The 14,710-nt window shown below is 70.7% G+C and carries 16 protein-coding genes; 10 read left to right on the forward strand and 6 right to left on the reverse strand.

The genetic code is table 11. The annotated features are described in order from the left end of the window. Nucleotides 1–56 precede the first annotated feature (56 nt). Together ACFFGY_RS16970 and ACFFGY_RS16975 are read right to left on the reverse strand one after the other, a co-directional pair. Nucleotides 57–755 carry a glutathione S-transferase family protein gene (locus tag ACFFGY_RS16970; protein ID WP_377045699.1) on the reverse strand — a complete coding sequence of 233 codons (699 nt, stop codon included), beginning with the start codon at nucleotides 753–755 and terminating at the stop codon, nucleotides 57–59. Between the two features lie 61 nt (nucleotides 756–816). Next, nucleotides 817–1,800 (reverse strand): SMP-30/gluconolactonase/LRE family protein, encoded by a 984-nt coding sequence (locus tag ACFFGY_RS16975; RefSeq protein ID WP_377045818.1) that lies wholly within the window; start codon nucleotides 1,798–1,800, stop codon nucleotides 817–819. 403 nt (nucleotides 1,801–2,203) lie between these two features. Between ACFFGY_RS16975 and ACFFGY_RS16980 the strand changes: the two genes are divergently transcribed. The 7 genes from ACFFGY_RS16980 (at nucleotide 2,204) to ACFFGY_RS17010 (ending at nucleotide 8,947) form a co-directional block, all read left to right on the forward strand. Continuing rightward, a complete protein-coding gene (locus tag ACFFGY_RS16980) occupies nucleotides 2,204–2,848 on the forward strand; it encodes a TetR family transcriptional regulator (protein ID WP_377045700.1) in 645 nt (214 codons plus the stop codon). A 40-nt stretch (nucleotides 2,849–2,888) separates the two neighbouring features. Next, complete coding sequence (locus ACFFGY_RS16985; RefSeq protein WP_377045701.1) at nucleotides 2,889–3,671, forward strand: trypsin-like serine peptidase; 783 nt, start codon at nucleotides 2,889–2,891, stop codon at nucleotides 3,669–3,671. Between the two features lie 172 nt (nucleotides 3,672–3,843). Further along, on the forward strand, nucleotides 3,844–4,998 hold the full coding sequence (locus tag ACFFGY_RS16990; protein ID WP_377045702.1) for a Gfo/Idh/MocA family protein: 1,155 nt from the start codon (nucleotides 3,844–3,846) through the stop codon (nucleotides 4,996–4,998). Nucleotides 4,999–5,002: 4 nt separating this feature from the next. Then, the gene (locus tag ACFFGY_RS16995; RefSeq protein WP_377045703.1) at nucleotides 5,003–6,163 is read left to right on the forward strand and encodes a dihydrodipicolinate synthase family protein; all 1,161 of its coding nucleotides are present in this window, start codon (nucleotides 5,003–5,005) and stop codon (nucleotides 6,161–6,163) included. Further along, nucleotides 6,160–6,987, forward strand: coding sequence for a sugar phosphate isomerase/epimerase family protein (locus ACFFGY_RS17000; RefSeq protein WP_377045704.1), 828 nt, complete (start codon nucleotides 6,160–6,162; stop codon nucleotides 6,985–6,987). Before ACFFGY_RS16995 ends, ACFFGY_RS17000 begins: the two co-directional genes overlap by 4 nt. A 180-nt stretch (nucleotides 6,988–7,167) precedes the next feature. Then, the gene (locus ACFFGY_RS17005; protein WP_377045705.1) at nucleotides 7,168–8,049 is read left to right on the forward strand and encodes a Bug family tripartite tricarboxylate transporter substrate binding protein; all 882 of its coding nucleotides are present in this window, start codon (nucleotides 7,168–7,170) and stop codon (nucleotides 8,047–8,049) included. 97 nt (nucleotides 8,050–8,146) lie between these two features. Further along, a complete protein-coding gene (locus ACFFGY_RS17010; protein WP_377045706.1) occupies nucleotides 8,147–8,947 on the forward strand; it encodes an SDR family oxidoreductase in 801 nt (266 codons plus the stop codon). A gap of 169 nt (nucleotides 8,948–9,116) precedes the next feature. Here ACFFGY_RS17010 and ACFFGY_RS17015 read toward each other — a convergent pair whose 3' ends face one another. Then, entirely contained in the window at nucleotides 9,117–10,007 is an 891-nt protein-coding gene (locus ACFFGY_RS17015; protein WP_377045707.1) for a LysR family transcriptional regulator, read from the reverse strand. 81 nt (nucleotides 10,008–10,088) lie between these two features. Here ACFFGY_RS17015 and ACFFGY_RS17020 point away from each other — a divergent pair, with 81 nt between their 5' ends. From ACFFGY_RS17020 to ACFFGY_RS17030, 3 genes are all read left to right on the forward strand, one after another. Then, nucleotides 10,089–10,706: a pyridoxamine 5'-phosphate oxidase family protein gene (locus tag ACFFGY_RS17020; RefSeq protein ID WP_377045708.1), complete on the forward strand. Its 618-nt coding sequence runs from the start codon at nucleotides 10,089–10,091 to the stop codon at nucleotides 10,704–10,706. Continuing rightward, nucleotides 10,703–10,999: a VOC family protein gene (locus ACFFGY_RS17025; protein ID WP_377045709.1), complete on the forward strand. Its 297-nt coding sequence runs from the start codon at nucleotides 10,703–10,705 to the stop codon at nucleotides 10,997–10,999. Before ACFFGY_RS17020 ends, ACFFGY_RS17025 begins: the two co-directional genes overlap by 4 nt. A gap of 82 nt (nucleotides 11,000–11,081) precedes the next feature. Further along, a complete protein-coding gene (locus ACFFGY_RS17030; protein ID WP_377045710.1) occupies nucleotides 11,082–11,849 on the forward strand; it encodes a DUF3891 family protein in 768 nt (255 codons plus the stop codon). Nucleotides 11,850–12,121: 272 nt separating this feature from the next. On the opposite strand, the gene ACFFGY_RS17035 is transcribed toward ACFFGY_RS17030, so the two are convergent. From ACFFGY_RS17035 to ACFFGY_RS17045, 3 genes are all read right to left on the reverse strand, one after another. Next, nucleotides 12,122–12,934: a transporter substrate-binding domain-containing protein gene (locus ACFFGY_RS17035; protein ID WP_377045711.1), complete on the reverse strand. Its 813-nt coding sequence runs from the start codon at nucleotides 12,932–12,934 to the stop codon at nucleotides 12,122–12,124. 109 nt (nucleotides 12,935–13,043) lie between these two features. Next, nucleotides 13,044–13,889 (reverse strand): FadR/GntR family transcriptional regulator, encoded by an 846-nt coding sequence (locus ACFFGY_RS17040; protein WP_377045712.1) that lies wholly within the window; start codon nucleotides 13,887–13,889, stop codon nucleotides 13,044–13,046. Continuing rightward, a complete protein-coding gene (locus ACFFGY_RS17045; RefSeq protein WP_377045713.1) occupies nucleotides 13,886–14,704 on the reverse strand; it encodes an SDR family oxidoreductase in 819 nt (272 codons plus the stop codon). Before ACFFGY_RS17045 ends, ACFFGY_RS17040 begins: the two co-directional genes overlap by 4 nt. Between the last annotated feature and the right edge of the window lie 6 nt (nucleotides 14,705–14,710).

A 14,710-nucleotide genomic window follows, 5' to 3' on the forward strand; every position in this document is an offset into this window, starting at 1 on the left:
TCCCTGGCGCGCGGCGGACGGCCCACCAACGGCGCCGTGTCGGAGGAGCGCGGCGCTCAGCCCGGGTCCACCGCCGGCACCGCGCGGGCCGCGCCGCCAAAGGCGTCGAGCAGCCGGCCGCGCCAGCCATGCACCGGGTCCTCCGCCTCGAGCAGCGGCAACGGGCTGACGCAGCGGGCCCACTGGAAGGCCCCGAAGACGATGTAGTCCGCCGCCCCCGGCGTGGCGCCGTGCAACCAGAACTGCCGGCGCAGCGTGGCGCGCAGGGGTTCGAGGAGCTTGCGGAAGGCGGGCAGTCGTTCCTCGCGGCCGGCGGTGACCTCGTGCAGCGGCCTGCCGAAGCGGGCGGTGCGGCTGCTCTCGAAGTAGTCGCGGTCGGCGGGGCGCAGCAGCGGCGGGATGTCGGAAATGATCAGCCCACCCACGGCCGGGTGCAGCACGGTGTCGCACCAGTCCAGCACGAAGCGCGACAGCGCCCGACCGCCCTCGCCCCCGAACAGCGTCGGGCGGCCAGGATAATGGTCCTCGAGGTAGAGGAGGATGTCCCAGGATTCGCGCAGCGACCGGTCGCCGTCGCGCAGCACCGGCACCTTGTCGGCGCCCGCATCGGCGATCTCCGCGCGGTCGCCGAAGCGCCAGGGCCGGCTCTCGAAGGGCAGGCCCTTGTGCAGCAGCGCCATGTGGATGCGCCAGCAGAAGGGGCTGAAAACGCGCGCGGGGTCGGAGCCGCAGAGCTCGTGCAGGACCAGGGTCATGGGGCGGAGCCTGCCCCTGCCCGGCCCCGCGCGGAAGCCCCGTGTCGCGCGGGTTGGGGTCTCAGCAGCCGCGCGTGTTGACGAAGAGGCTGTAGAGCGAGCGGCAGCCCGCCATGAAGAGGCGGTTGCGGTGGCGGCCGCCGAAGGCGACGTTGGCCACGCGCTCCGGCAGGTCGACGTGGCCGATCGGCTCGCCGGCGGGGTTGAAGACGCGCACGCCGTCCAGCCCTTCCGCCCCCATGCCCCAGCCGCACCACAGGTTGCCGTCCTCGTCCACGCGGAAGCCGTCGGGGGTGCCGCCGGGTCCCGCATCGATCAGCACGCGCCCCTCGCCCAGCCGGTTCCCCTCGCCCACCGGGAAGCTCAGGATCTTGCGGGGCGAGGCGCGCGAGGCCACGACGTAGAGCAGCGTCTCGTCGGGCGAGAAGGCCAGGCCGTTGGGCCCCTCGATCCCGGCCATCGCCAACTCGACGGTGCCGCGCGCAGGGTCGGCGCAGTAAAGGTTCTGCGGCAGTTCCGGCTCGGCACGCTCCCCCTCGTAGTCGCCGCTGATGCCGAAGGCCGGGTCGGTGAACCAGATCGTGCCGTCGCGCTTGACCACCACGTCGTTGGGCGAGTTCAGGCGCTTGTTCTCGAACCGGTCGGCGATCACGGTGATGCTGCCGTCGTATTCCGTGCGCGTCACCCGCCGCGCGCCGTGCTCGCAGGTGACGAGGCGCCCGGCATGGTCGCGGGTGTTGCCGTTGGCAAAGTTCGAGGGCTGGCGGAACACCGACACGGCGCCGCTGCGCTCGTCCCAGCGCAGGATGCGGTTGTTGGGAATGTCGGACCACAGCAGGCAGTGCTGATCGCCGAACCAGACCGGCCCCTCGCCCCAGCGCAGCCCGCCAGCCAGCTTCTCCACCGCGGCGTTCATCACGCGGTAGCGGTCGAAGGAGGGGTCGAGCGAGCGCACCCGACGGTCGGGATAGCAGGGCGACGGCGACCAGGGCGTTTCGTTCCAGCCCACCGGGGCGGCAGCGGCCTCCGCCTGGCCTGGCGCCATGTTCTGCAGGGCCGTGTTCTGCATGGCCGCGCTCCCCCTTGATGTTCCACCCGGGCCGGCACCGTGGCCCGCCTGCCACGGGAGGCTGACGCTTCGGGACCGGGGGCGCAACTGCCTGCGGCTGGGCAACGTTGCTCCCCCGCAACCCCAAAGGGAGGTACGAGGTGCGCGGTATTCTGCTCTGGCTGATCGGTATCCCGATCCCGGTGATCATCCTGCTGTGGATCTTCGGCGTGCTGCACTGAGGCGCGATCACCGGGCGCCCGCTCCCGGCCAGCCGACCGTCCATCCCGCAGCGCGGGGGATCGTGGAGGCCGGCGGCGCGGCGTCCGGGACAGGACATCACGGGAACGGGGTCTCGGCCACCCTGGCCCGGGCCGCCGCTTGAGGCGACACTCCGCTCATGGACCTGCTTCCCGAGCCCCCGGCCCGCCACGGGCGGGCGGCCGCCACGCGCCAGCGCATCCTCGACGCCGCCCTCGCCGAGTTCGCGGCCAACGGGCTGTCGGGTGCCCGGGTGGACGAGATCGCGGCGCGCTCCGGCGCCAACAAGCGAATGCTCTACGCCTATTTCGGCTCCAAGGAGGAGCTGTGGATGGTGGTGCTGGAGCGTGCCTACGCCGCCAAGCGCGCGGAGGAGCGGGCGCTCGCGGTCAACAACCTCCCGCCGGTCGAGGCCATGACGGCGCTGGTGCGGTTCAACCTGCGCTACGTGGCCCGACACCCGGAATTCGTGGCGTTGCTGAACGCGGAAAACCTTCATCGGGCCGCCTACCTCGCGCGGTCGGAGTCGGTCCGGGCGCTCTACTCGCCGCTGCTGGAAGTGCTGCGCGACGTGCTGCGCCGCGGCGTCGAGGCGGGGCAGTTCCGCGCCGACGCCGATCCCGTGCAATGCTACCTCACCATCGTGAGCCTCGGGCACTTCTACGTGGCCAACATGCACACGCTGTCCACGATCTTCGGGGTCGATCTCGGCTCCGAAGCGGCGCTGGCGGCGCGTGAGCAGCACTGCGTCCAGGTCGTGCTGGGCTACCTGCGGCCGGCGTGAGGACAGGCGGGTGAAACAAGGGCACGCCCGGAAGGCCCCGGTGCCGCGGCGGGGCGGCGTCGGCGCGGCACCGGCCCGGATCGCGCTGCTGGCCGGGCTGGCGATGATGCTCCCGTTCTGGGTCGGAAGCGCCGCGGCGCGGGAGGCTGCGCCGGTCATCCCACCCTCGCAACTGCCGGGAGTCGAGGCCCACGACGCCCGGCACGTGGTGGATGGCGAGGCAGCGCCCTGGACCGCGCTGGGCCGCGTGCAAACGGAGCTCGGCACGCGCTGCACCGGAACCATGATCGCGCCCCGCGTCGTGCTCACCGCCGCGCACTGCCTCGTGGCGCCGCGCTCCGGGCAGCTGGTGCAGCCGGGCTCGGTGCATTTCCTGCTCGGCTACCATGCGGGGAACTGGGTGGCGCAGGCCCGCGCCACGGGCTTCCGGGTCGGCCCCGGTTTCGAGGCGGCACGGCGCGGCCCGCCGGGCGCCGACTGGGCCATCCTGACCCTGGACGCGGCGATCGGGGTGCCCGGGCGGGTGCTGCCCCTGCTGCGCGCGGTGCCGCCGCCCGGCACCCCGCTGTCGCTCGGCGGCTACCAGCAGGACCGGGCGGAGGTGCTGATCGCCGACACGACGTGCCGCGCCCTGGGCCTGCAGCTGGTCGAGGGGGTTCCGATGCTGGTGCACGGCTGCGCCGGCACGCGGGGCTCCAGCGGCGCGCCCGTGCTGGCGCGGCAGCCGGGCGGCGACTGGGCGGTGGCGGGGGTCGCGGTCGCGGCGTCACTCAACAGGGCCATGGGCATCGCGGTGCCTGCTGCGAGCCTGCGCCCGGACTGACGTCTCCCCACCGACATTGCCCCATGGGCAGTGCCCCGCTGGAATTTTCTCCTGACGGGAACCGAAACTTCCGCCGGCCGTGCGAGGCGGGTTCAGCTTCCCGCTTGACCGCGGTTTTGCCGCGCGCTTAGGTAACCACACGGTTACTAAGCGAGCCGTGGGGAGATAAACGATGGCACAACGCCGCATCGGCCTGATCATGCATGGCGTGACGGGACGCATGGGAACCAACCAGCACCTGGTGCGCTCGATCGCGGCGATCCGGCGCGACGGCGGCGTGCTGCTGCGCAACGGCGACCGGCTGATGCCGGACCCGATCCTGGTGGGCCGCAACCGCGAGAAGCTCGAGGCGCTCGCCAAGGCGAACGGGGTGGAGCGCGTCAGCACCGACCTCGAGAGCGCGCTGCGCAACCCCGATGACGAGATCTTCTTCGACGCCGGCACCACGCAGATGCGCGCCGAGCTGATCCGCCGCGCCATCGCCGCCGGCAAGCACATCTACACCGAGAAGCCCACCGCCGATAACCTCGAGGACGCGCTCGACGTCGCGCGCCTCGCCCGCCGGGCCGGGGTCAAGAACGGCGCGGTGCAGGACAAGCTGTTCCTGCCGGGGCTGGTGAAGCTGAAGATGGCGATCGACAGCGGCTTCTTCGGCCGCATCCTCAGCGTGCGCGGCGAGTTCGGCTACTGGGTCTTCGAGGGCGACCTGCAGCCGACGCAGCGGCCGAGCTGGAACTACAAGAAGGACGAGGGCGGCGGCATCATCCTCGATATGCTCTGCCACTGGCGCTACGTGCTGGACAACATCTTCGGCGAAACCAAGGCCGTCTCCTGCCTCGGCGCCACACATATCCCGACGCGCTACGACGAAAAGGGCGAAGCCTACCAAGCCGATGCCGACGACGCGGCATACGCCACCTTCGAGCTCGAGGGCGGCATCGTCGCGCAGATCAACTCGTCCTGGACCACGCGCGTGCGGCGCGACGACCTCGTGACCTTCCACGTCGACGGCACGCACGGCTCGGCCGTGGCGGGGCTGATGAAGTGCTGGACGCAGAGCCGCGTGAACACGCCCAAGCCGGTCTGGAGCCCCGACACGCCGCAGACCATCAACTTCTTCGAAGGCTGGGAAGAAGTGCCCGACACGCAGAATTATCCCAACGGCTTCCGCGCGCAGTGGGAGTTGTTCCTGCGCCACGTCGCGGGGGAGCTGCCAACCTTCAAATGGGATCTGCTGGCCGCCGCCAAGGGCGTGCAGCTGGCCGAGGCCGGGCTGAAGAGCTGGGCCGAGCGCCGCTGGATCGACCTGCCGAAGCTGGAGGCCTGACCTCGTGCCGACCCTGAACCTGCCGACGGCGGAGGGCACGCTCGTGCCCTTCACCACCAGCCAGCCGCGACACTTCGCGACGGCGACGCCGCCCTTCCCGCGCGTGGCGCTCGCCGCCGCGCACGTGGTGGTGGACCCGCTGGCCGAGAGCGACCCCTGGCTCGACGCCAAGATCGACTGGGACCGGACCATCGCCTTCCGCCGTTATCTCTGGTCGCTGGGCCTGGGCGTGGCGGAAGCGATGGACACGGCGCAGCGCGGCATGGGCCTCGACTGGGCGCAGGCGCAGGAGCTGATCCGCCGCTCGCTGGATGCGATGCGCGACGTGCCGGGGGCGCAGATGGCCTCGGGCGCCGGCACCGACCACCTCGCGCCCGGGCCGGACGTTTCCGTGGATGACGTGATCCGCGCCTACGAGGAACAATGCTCGGCGGTCGAGGGCATGGGCGGGCGCATCATCCTGATGGCCTCGCGCGCGCTGGCGAAGGCGGCGAAAACGCCCGACGACTACGTTCGCGTTTACGACCGCATCCTGCGCGGTGTGCGGGAGCCGGTGGTGATCCACTGGCTGGGCGAGATGTTCGACCCGGCGCTGGAAGGCTACTGGGGCCACCACGACCACATGAAGGCGATGGAGGTCGCGCTCGAGGTCATCGCCAGCAATGCCGACAAGGTGGACGGCGTGAAGATCTCGCTCCTGGACAAGGACAAGGAGATCTCCATGCGCCGCCGCCTGCCAAAGGGCGTGCGCATGTACACCGGCGACGACTTCAACTACGCCGAGTTGATCGCGGGCGACGAGCAGGGCCATTCCGACGCGCTGTTGGGCATCTTCGACCCGATCGCCCCGGCCGTGGGCGGCGCGCTGGCGAGCCTGGCGCACAACGACCTGTCCACCTTCCACGACATCCTGGCACCGACCGTGCCGCTGTCGCGGCACATCTTCAAGGCGCCCACACGCTTCTACAAGACGGGCGTGGTGTTCATGGCCTGGCTGAACGGCCATCAGGACCACTTCGTGATGATCGGCGGGCAGCAGTCCACGCGATCCATCCAGCACTTCGCGGAACTCTTCCGCCTCGCCGACAAGGCCGGGCTGCTGCAGGACCCGGATCGGGCGGCGTCACGGATGCGCCAGCTCCTCGCGGTGCACGGCGTCGCATGAGCACCGCCGGACCGATCGGCCCCTTGAGCCTCAACACCGTCACGGTGAAGGAGCGCTGGGGGTTGCGCGACTGCATCGAAGGCTGTGCGCGACACGGCATCCCGGGCATCTCGCCCTGGCGCGACGTGCTGCAGGCGATGGGCGTGGAGCAGGCGGCGCGGCAGATCCGCGACGCTGGCCTCAACGTCACCGGCCTGTGCCGCGGCGGCATGTTCCCGGCCGCCGACGCGGCGGGGCGCGCGGCAAACATCGAGGACAACCGCCGCGCCATCGCCGAAGCGCACACGATCGGCGCGGCCTGCCTCGTGATGGTCTGCGGCGGTCTGCCGCCCGGGTCCAAGGACCTGCCCGGCGCACGGGAGATGGTGCGCGAAGGCCTCCACGCGATCATGCCCGAGGCGCGCGCCGCCGGCGTGACGATCGCGCTGGAGCCGCTGCACCCCATGACCTGCGCCGACCGCTCGGTGCTCTCGACGCTGGGCCAGTCGCTCGACCTGTGCGACGAACTTGGCGAGGGCACGGGCATCGCGCTCGACGTGTACCACGTCTGGTGGGACCCGGATCTCGCGCGGCAGATGCGGCGCGCGAAGGGTCGTATCGCGGGTTTCCATACCTGCGACTGGCTGGTGCCCACCAACGACACGGTGTTCGATCGCGGACTGCCGGGCGACGGCGTGATCGACATCCCCGCGATCCGCGCCATGGCGCAAGAATCCGGCTGGACAGGTGGAGCCGAGGTGGAAATTCTGTCACGTCGGTGGTGGTCAAGGGATCCGGATGAGGTTCTGCCGCTGCTGAAGGAACGGCACGAAACCGTCTGCTGACGCGACGCGCGTCCCGACGGGCTCCGTGCCCGTCGGGAGAAAACGAACATGACGATGCGTCGCGCACTGCTTGCCACCGGACTGCTGTTGCCGTCCCTGGCACTGTCCACAGGATCGAGGGCCCAGACAGGACCGGCCGCGGCGGACGCCTTATCATCATCCTGGAAACCCACGCGCCCGATGCGCTTCGTCGTGCCGTTTCCCGCGGGCGGCGCAACGGACGTGGTGGCGCGCGTGCTGGCGGAGCGCATGAGCGTGGCGCTGGGGCAGCCGGTGGTGGTGGAGAACCGCACCGGGTCGGGTGGCAACCTCGGCATGGAGAACGTCGTGCGCTCACCCGCCGACGGGCACACGCTGCTGATGGGAACGATGGGGGCACTGACCATCAACCCGCACCTTTACAAGGATATGGGCTTTGATCCGCTGCGCGACCTTGCACCGGTGTCGATGGCCTTCGGCACGGACCACCTGCTGATCGTCAACCCCAAGGTGGCTGCACCCGATGCCCGGCGCTTCGTCTCGCTGTTGCGCGAGAACCCGGGCAAGTTCAGCTACGGTTCGGCGGGATCGGGATCGAGCACGCACATGGTGGCGGAACTGTTCCGCCTGTCGGCCGAGGCGGAACCGCTGCACGTCCCTTATCGCGGCAGCGCGCCGGCGCTGAACGACACGGTGGCGGGCAACGTGCAGTTCATGCTGGATCAGGCCCCTTCCGCTCTCGCCATGGTCCAGGGAGGCCAGGTCCGCGCCCTGGCCACCACCGGAACGAAGCGCTTCCCGCTGTTGCCGGACGTGCCGACCGTGGCGGAGATCGGCCTGCCCGGCGCCACGGCCACCTCCTGGGGCGCGGTGATGGTGCCGGCCGGCACCCCGGCCCCTGCGGTGGCGCAGATGAATGCCGTGATCCGCGCCGCCCTGGCCGACCCCGCGGTGCAGGCGAAGCTCGCGGCGGCCGGCGCCGACGCGGTGAGCTCGACCCCTGAGGAACTGGCGACCATCAACGCGCGTGAGTCCGAGAAATGGGGCCGCGTGGTGCGCGAGGCGAAGATCACCGTCAACTAGGTGGTCCTGCGACGGGTCGTCGCGACCTCGGCCCATCAGGCAGGTTCCATCGTCGAGCCTGGCGGGCTTCGCCACGCGAACAGCAGGAGTGCGGTGCATGGATCTGGAACTTGGGGGCAAGGTGGCGGTGGTCACCGGCGGAACGCGCGGCATCGGGCTGGCGGCCGCGCGGCTGCTCGCGGCCGAAGGTGCCAACGTGGTCCTGGTGTCGCGCAACGCTGACGAGGCCGCCCGGGTGGCAGGCGACCTGACCCGCGACACGGGCCGCCGCGTCCTGGGCCTGGCTGCCGACACCACCGACGACGCCGCGGTGGCCGCCATGGCGGCCACCGTGGAGCGCGAGATGGGCGGCGCGCAGATCCTGGTGAACGCCGCGGCCGAACCCGCCGGGCAGAAGGCGGTGCCCGCGCCCTCGGAGGCGGAATGGGCGTCCCTGGCGTCGCACATGGACACCAAGGTCATGGGTTACCTGCGCTGCGCCCGCGCGCTGCTGCCGTCCATGCGCCGGGCTGGGTGGGGCCGCATCATCAACGTCAGCGGCTTGGGCGCGCGGCGGACCGGCGACGTGGTGGGCACCATCCGCAACGTCGCCGTGGTCGCCCTGGCGAAGAACCTGGCCGACGAGTTGTCGGGCACCGGCATCGCGGTCACCACGGTCCATCCCGGCCTGACCCGCACGGAAAAGGTGGACGCCATGATCGAAGCGCGCGCCCGTACGGAAGGCCGCAGCGTGGGAGAGGTGCAGGCGGCGATGGCGGAGAACGTGCTGATGGGCCGCCTGCCCAGCGCGGAGGAGGTGGCGCAGGTGATCGCCTTCCTGGCCTCGCCCCGTTCCGTCACGGTCAACGGCGTGGCGATCGATGTGGGCGGAGGCGTTCGGGGAGCCATCAACTACTGAGATCCGCGCACAAGCCGGCAGCCGCCCCGGCGCTTCGGCGGGGGCGACTGGCCGGGATGGCGGTGCTCGCCCGGTGGCCGGCCTGGTTTCTGAATCGGCCCCGGGCCGGGATCGTTCCGGCGCGCGGCTCCGGCGAAGGAGTTTGCGCGCCGGCTCCTGAACCAGCTCCTCAGTTCCAGTTCCCGGCTTTCGCCCTTTCGCGCATGCCGTCGATGAAGAGGCGAACCGCCGGCGTGCGGGCGCGGCTCGCGTCGAAGATCAGGTAAATCGGGATCGGCGGCGGCGCGTGCTCGTCGAGGACGCTGCACAGCCTGCCCGAGGCGAGCCCCTCGGCCGCCTGGTAGCTCAGCACATTCGCCAGCCCCTGCCCGGCGAGGACCGCCGCGAGCTGCGCGTCGATCGAGGTCACGGTCAGACGCGGGGTGACCGCCATCCCGCGCGACCTCGGCCCGAAGCGCCAGTGCGCACCGGTGCGAGCGTTGTCGCCCGCGATGGTGTCGTGGCCGGACAACTCGCGCGGGTGGGCCGGTCGTCCGCGCCGCGCGAGGTAGGCGGGGCTGGCGACGACCACCTGGCGCACGGAGCCGACCGCGACGGCCCGCAGGCTGCTGTCGCGCAGCTCGCCGATGCGGACGGCCACGTCGATCCCCTCCTCGACCAGGCGGATGTTGCGGTCGAGCAGCATGAGACGCACCGACAGGTCCCGGTAACGGGCGAGAAGCTCCGTCACCACGGGCAGGACATGCAAACGGCCGAAGATCACCGGCGCCGTGACATGCAGCTCGCCGCGCGGCGCCGACTGGCCACCCATGACCTCGCGCTCGGCCTCGCCCAGTTCCGCCAGGATGTCGCGGGCGCGGTGGAGGAAGGCGGCGCCCTCCTCCGTCAGGGCGATGCTGCGGGTCGAGCGGCGGAACAGCGACGCGCCGAGGTGGCGTTCGAGCGCCGCGATCGTCCGGGTCACCGCGGGCGGCGACATGCCGAGATGGCGGCCCGCCGGCGCGAAGCCGTTGCGCTCGGCCACCGCGACGAAGGTGGTCAGCGCCGCGAACCGATCCATCGGATTATTCCCCAGAGTGGAATTCTGAACTGCGAAGTTGGCGGATTCTCGGTGCAGCTTGAAGCGCCTACCTCCTGAGCCATGCCAGGTTCCTTCTTTCATCACCTGTTCGGCGACGCGGCCCGGAACTTCCAGGCGCAGGCCGGTTCGCGCGCCAGCTACGCCCGGCGGGAGGCGACGTCCGACGACGGGCGCGACGCGCTGACGGAGCGCGAGCTCTCGTTCCTCGCCGCGCGCGACAGCGTGTACCTCGCCAGCGTCACCTCCGACGGCTGGCCCTACGTGCAGCATCGCGGCGGCCCGGCCGGCTTCATCCGCCCGCTGGGCGACAACCGGATCGGCTTCGCGGATTACCCGGGCAACCGCCAGTTCATCTCGTTCGGCAACGTGGTCGAGCGTGGGCGCGTGGCGCTGTTCGCCATGGACTACCCGGCGCGGCGGCGCCTCAAGCTGATCGGCCGGGCCCGCCTCGTCACCGCCGCGGACGACCCCGTGTTGGTCGAGCAGGTCTCGCATCCGGCGGCTCCGGACGCCGAGGCGGCGCTGGTGATCGATGTCGTGGGCTTCGACTGGAACTGCCCGCAATACATCGAGCCGCGCTTCACGCGGGCCGAGATCGAGGCCGGGCTCCAGTCGCTCCTGGCGGAGAATGCAAGTCTGCGCGCCGAGCTGGCGCGGCTGAAGGAAGCCAACGCATGATCGAACCATTGACCCGCGGCGTGCACCATGTCGGCCTCGCCGTGCCGGACCTCGCCGCGGTCGAGAGGTTCTTCGTGGACGCGCTCGGCTGGACGGTGACGGGCGGCGTGCCGGCCTGTCCTTCGGTCTTCGTGTCCGACGGGACCACCATGGTGACGCTGTGGCGGGTCGCCGATCCCGACACGGCGGCGCCGTTCGACCGCCGTGCCCAGGTCGGCCTGCACCATCTCGCCCTCAAGGTGGCCCATATGCCCAGTGAACGCCGTGGGCCGGCCAACCCGGTGGGATTGTGACAGAAGCCGCTCCTATGCCCCTCCGTGCCCGGTCGGGCAGGAAACGTCGTGTCCCGAAGCCCTGCTCGCGCGTTGAGGCTGCATGATCCTGCGCGCCCCGGAGGACGGCACACGCCTCCTCATCCCCCAGCCCTCCCACGCCCTGCTTTCCGGCCAGATGATGGCGGCCTGGGGCGCCCCCGGCTTCGCCCGCCCCGACCCGGCGCCCGAGGTCATCCTCGCCGCCGGGCAGCACGACATCGCCTGGCTGCGCTGGGAAACGGCACCCACCCTGGACCGGGAGACCGGCCTGCCCCACCCCTTTACCCGGCTCGGCGCCGCGGTGCATGCGCCGATGTGGGCCGAGGGCGTGGAGATGGCTCGCGCCGCCTGGGGGCTCTGGCCCGCGCTGCTCATCTCGCTGCACGGCACGCGGATCTACACCCAGTACATGGACCCGGAGCACCTGCCCCCGGAGGACCGCGCCGCGATCCACCGCAACGCGGCCAAGGAGGAGGCGCTTCAGGCGGACTGGAGGGAGAAGCTCGGCGCGCCACCCGATCAGGTCGCGCGGAACTCCGCCCTGGTCGCGGTAACGGACGCCCTGTCCCTCGCACTGTGCTTCGCCGATCCCAGCAAGGCTGGGGAAGCCCCGATGGAGGATGGCAGCACCCGAAAGATGACACTCGTCCGGCAGGCGGCGGCGCGCTGGTCGCTGAACCCGTGGCCCTTCCGCGACAACACGGTCACGCTGCGCTGCGAAGCCATCCGCCTGCCCGAGGACACCCGCTGGAGCGACGAGGCGGCGATGCGCCGCGACCTGCGCGACGCAGGCTGGAGCACGCTGACCGAAACACTGGTCCCGGCCTGACGGACGGGACGGCGGCGGCGCTGTCCGCCGGCCCGCGCTGGGCCCTGCGCCCGGGCAGGGGCAGCGCACTGCTCGTGACTGGCCTGGGGGTGGCGGCGCTGGTGTGCTGGAGCGGCGCACACCGTCGGTGCGCACCATGCGCCCGGGATGCTTCATGGCAGCCTGCGCACGCAACGCGATGAACGGCGCGTTGCGCGGCGCGGCCCCGCACCACGGGGACGGCAAGGGCCACCGCCATGGCGCGACCTCGGCCGTGGAAACCGCCGGTCCGGCTAGTCGTGGTAGGCGATCAGTTCCTCGGGCGAGATCACCACGTCCTGCCACTTCTTGTAGATGTCCACGAGCTTGCCGTTGCGCAGGTTCGTGGTCACCCAGTTGTCAAGATAGGCCTTGAACTCCGGATCGTCCTTGCGGAGCGCGATGCCGATGGGGAAGCCGTGCATCGTGAACTTGACCGCGAGGTCGAGCGAGGGGTTCGTCTGCTTCAGCTGCGTGATCAGCGGCAGCGAGGAAGCGTAGATCTGCAGCTGGCCGCTGGTGATCGCCGTGCTGGTGGTCGCATCGTCCTCGAAGCGCGTGACCGTGACGTTCGGAACGTTCTTGACGCCCTGGGTCAGGTACTGGTCGTTCACCGTGCCCCGCGTCACCGCGACCCTCTGGCCCGCGAGGTCGGCGTAGCTGGAGATGGCCATCGCGGCGGGCGCCGCCACCACCGTCTTGAGCGAGGCGTAGGGGATGGAGAACTCCACCACCTGCCGCCGCTCCGGCGTGATGGACAGCGCGGAGATCACCAGGTCCGCCCGGTTGGACAGCAGGAACTGCACCCGGCTCGGTGTCGGAACCTGCACCACTTCCAGTGCGACGCCGAGATCCTTGGCGAGCAGCTGCGCCGTTTCCACGTCCGATCCGATCGGCTGGAACTTCCCGTCCAGCATGCCGTGCGGCGGGTTGCCCATGTCGATGGCCACGCGCAGCTTCTTGTTCTGGCGGATGGTTGCTAGGTTGGTCTCGGCCATCGCGCGGCGGGTTCCGCCCAGGATCGCCAGACCCGCCGCGACGGTGCAGAGACCTCTACGTCCGATCATTGTTTCCTCCCTGATTGTTTTTTCTTGTGCTTAGGCCGAAGAAACTGCTGCCGATGCATTGTTGCAGTTCCGGCCGTCGGCGAAGCGGCCGGAAAATCGCTGGCGGGCCCTAAGCTTCTTCGGCCCTGGCGCGCGGCGCGTCCTTCCCGGCGCCGGACGGCTCCTGCGCACGGGCGGCGATGGCGATCTGCACGTAGCCGGCGCTGGCCTCGATGTGCTGCGCGATGGCGGAGCGCGCGGCCTGTCCGTCGCCGGCCTGGATCAGCCTGTAGATCCCGGCATGTTCCTCGTAGGCATCGTCCAGCGACTTGCGCGGCACCCGGGCCGAGACCTGGATGACGTCGCTGATCAGCCCGTAAAGATTGTCGTAGAGGATGTGCAGGATCTTGTTGGGCACCGAGCGGACGAGCGCGACGTGGAAGTCCACGTCGCAGCGGGCGAAGCCTGCCGCATCGCCCGCACGCGCCGCGGCCTCCATGCCCTGCAGCGCCCGCATCACTTCGGCACCGGCGACGCCTCCGGACGAGGCGAGGCGCTCCACCACGTCGAGCTCCACGATGCGCCGCACGTCCATCAGCTCCACGAAGTAGCGCGCATCGCTCGAGCAGAGCTGCTTCACCGTCAGCGCCAGGGAATCGAGGAAGCCGCCGACGTCGTCGCGCACGACAACCGCGCATTCGCCGTGGCGGCGCTGGATCAGCCCCTTGGTTTCCAGCACCTGCATCGCGTCGCGGATGGTGCGGGTGCTGACCGCGAAGAGCCGCGCGATCTCGGCCTCCGCCGGCATGCGCGTCCCGACCGGCAGGCGGCCGGCGAAGATCTCCGCCTCGTAGTACTCCACGATGGAGTCCTGCAGCTTGCCGCGCTCCGCCGTGACCGCCCCGGGTTGCGACGGCGCGGCCCGCCGCGCGCGCGGGCTGGCTGGCGGCAGCAGCGCGGCGGCTGGGCCGCTCACCACGCGGTGAAGCCGCCGTCGACGACCACGTTGGAGCCGGTCATGTAGGTGGAGGCGTCCGACGACAGGAACTGGACGACGCCGTTGAACTCGTCGATCTCGGCCTGGCGACCCAGCGGCACGCGCTGCAGGAAGGCCTCGATGAACTCGGGATCGAAGCTCGCCGTCTTCACCCCGCCGAAGGTGACCGTGTTGACGCGCACGTTCTTCGGCGCCCAGTAGGTCGCGAGGTAGCGCGTGAGGTTGAGCAACCCCGCCTTGGACGCCGCGTAGGACACCGCCTTGATGAAGGGCACGCCGTCGCGCTTCTCGCGATAGGCGTAGAGCGCCTGGTTTGGCGACACCATGCCGTACATGGAGCCGACATTGATGATGCTGCCGCGTCCGCTGGCGGCCATGTGCGCGCCCACCACCTGGCAGCACTGCATCACGCCGGTCAGGTTCACGTCGATGATCTCGTCCCAGTATTCCCGGGGATAGGTCTCGAAGGGGCCGTTCTGATCGGCCGAGCCCGAGGGCTTGGAGTCGATGCCGGCATTGTTGATCAGCACGTGCGGCACGCCCCAGCTGGCGATCAGCGCGTCGGTCGCGGCCTCCAGGGCAGCCTTGTCCTGCACGCTCGCGTGGAAGACCCGGATCCGGTCCGAAAGGCCGGGGAACTTGCGCTCGGTTTCCTCTGCCGTGAAAGGCCGGCGGCTGTAGACGGCCACCCTGGCGCCGTTCTGGGCGAGCCAGTCGGTGAACTGCGTGCCGAGCTGGCCCAGGCCGCCGGTCACGATGATGACCTTATCGCGGACGGAGAAGATGTCTTTCATAGGCAG

Source organism: Roseomonas elaeocarpi (genome assembly GCF_042433915.1).
In the GTDB taxonomy this organism is placed as follows: domain Bacteria; phylum Pseudomonadota; class Alphaproteobacteria; order Acetobacterales; family Acetobacteraceae; genus Roseomonas; species Roseomonas elaeocarpi.

Coding starts and splice junctions, on each gene's coding strand:
- ACFFGY_RS16970 (WP_377045699.1), bottom strand. CDS start 755: ATGACCCTGGTCCTGCACGAGCTCTGCGGCTCCGACCCCGCGCGCGTT.
- ACFFGY_RS16975 (WP_377045818.1), bottom strand. CDS start 1,800: ATGGCGCCAGGCCAGGCGGAGGCCGCTGCCGCCCCGGTGGGCTGGAAC.
- ACFFGY_RS16980 (WP_377045700.1), top strand. CDS start 2,204: ATGGACCTGCTTCCCGAGCCCCCGGCCCGCCACGGGCGGGCGGCCGCC.
- ACFFGY_RS16990 (WP_377045702.1), top strand. CDS start 3,844: ATGGCACAACGCCGCATCGGCCTGATCATGCATGGCGTGACGGGACGC.
- ACFFGY_RS17000 (WP_377045704.1), top strand. CDS start 6,160: ATGAGCACCGCCGGACCGATCGGCCCCTTGAGCCTCAACACCGTCACG.
- ACFFGY_RS17005 (WP_377045705.1), top strand. CDS start 7,168: ATGCGCTTCGTCGTGCCGTTTCCCGCGGGCGGCGCAACGGACGTGGTG.
- ACFFGY_RS17010 (WP_377045706.1), top strand. CDS start 8,147: ATGGATCTGGAACTTGGGGGCAAGGTGGCGGTGGTCACCGGCGGAACG.
- ACFFGY_RS17015 (WP_377045707.1), bottom strand. CDS start 10,007: ATGGATCGGTTCGCGGCGCTGACCACCTTCGTCGCGGTGGCCGAGCGC.
- ACFFGY_RS17020 (WP_377045708.1), top strand. CDS start 10,089: ATGCCAGGTTCCTTCTTTCATCACCTGTTCGGCGACGCGGCCCGGAAC.
- ACFFGY_RS17025 (WP_377045709.1), top strand. CDS start 10,703: ATGATCGAACCATTGACCCGCGGCGTGCACCATGTCGGCCTCGCCGTG.
- ACFFGY_RS17030 (WP_377045710.1), top strand. CDS start 11,082: ATGATCCTGCGCGCCCCGGAGGACGGCACACGCCTCCTCATCCCCCAG.
- ACFFGY_RS17035 (WP_377045711.1), bottom strand. CDS start 12,934: ATGATCGGACGTAGAGGTCTCTGCACCGTCGCGGCGGGTCTGGCGATC.
- ACFFGY_RS17045 (WP_377045713.1), bottom strand. CDS start 14,704: ATGAAAGACATCTTCTCCGTCCGCGATAAGGTCATCATCGTGACCGGC.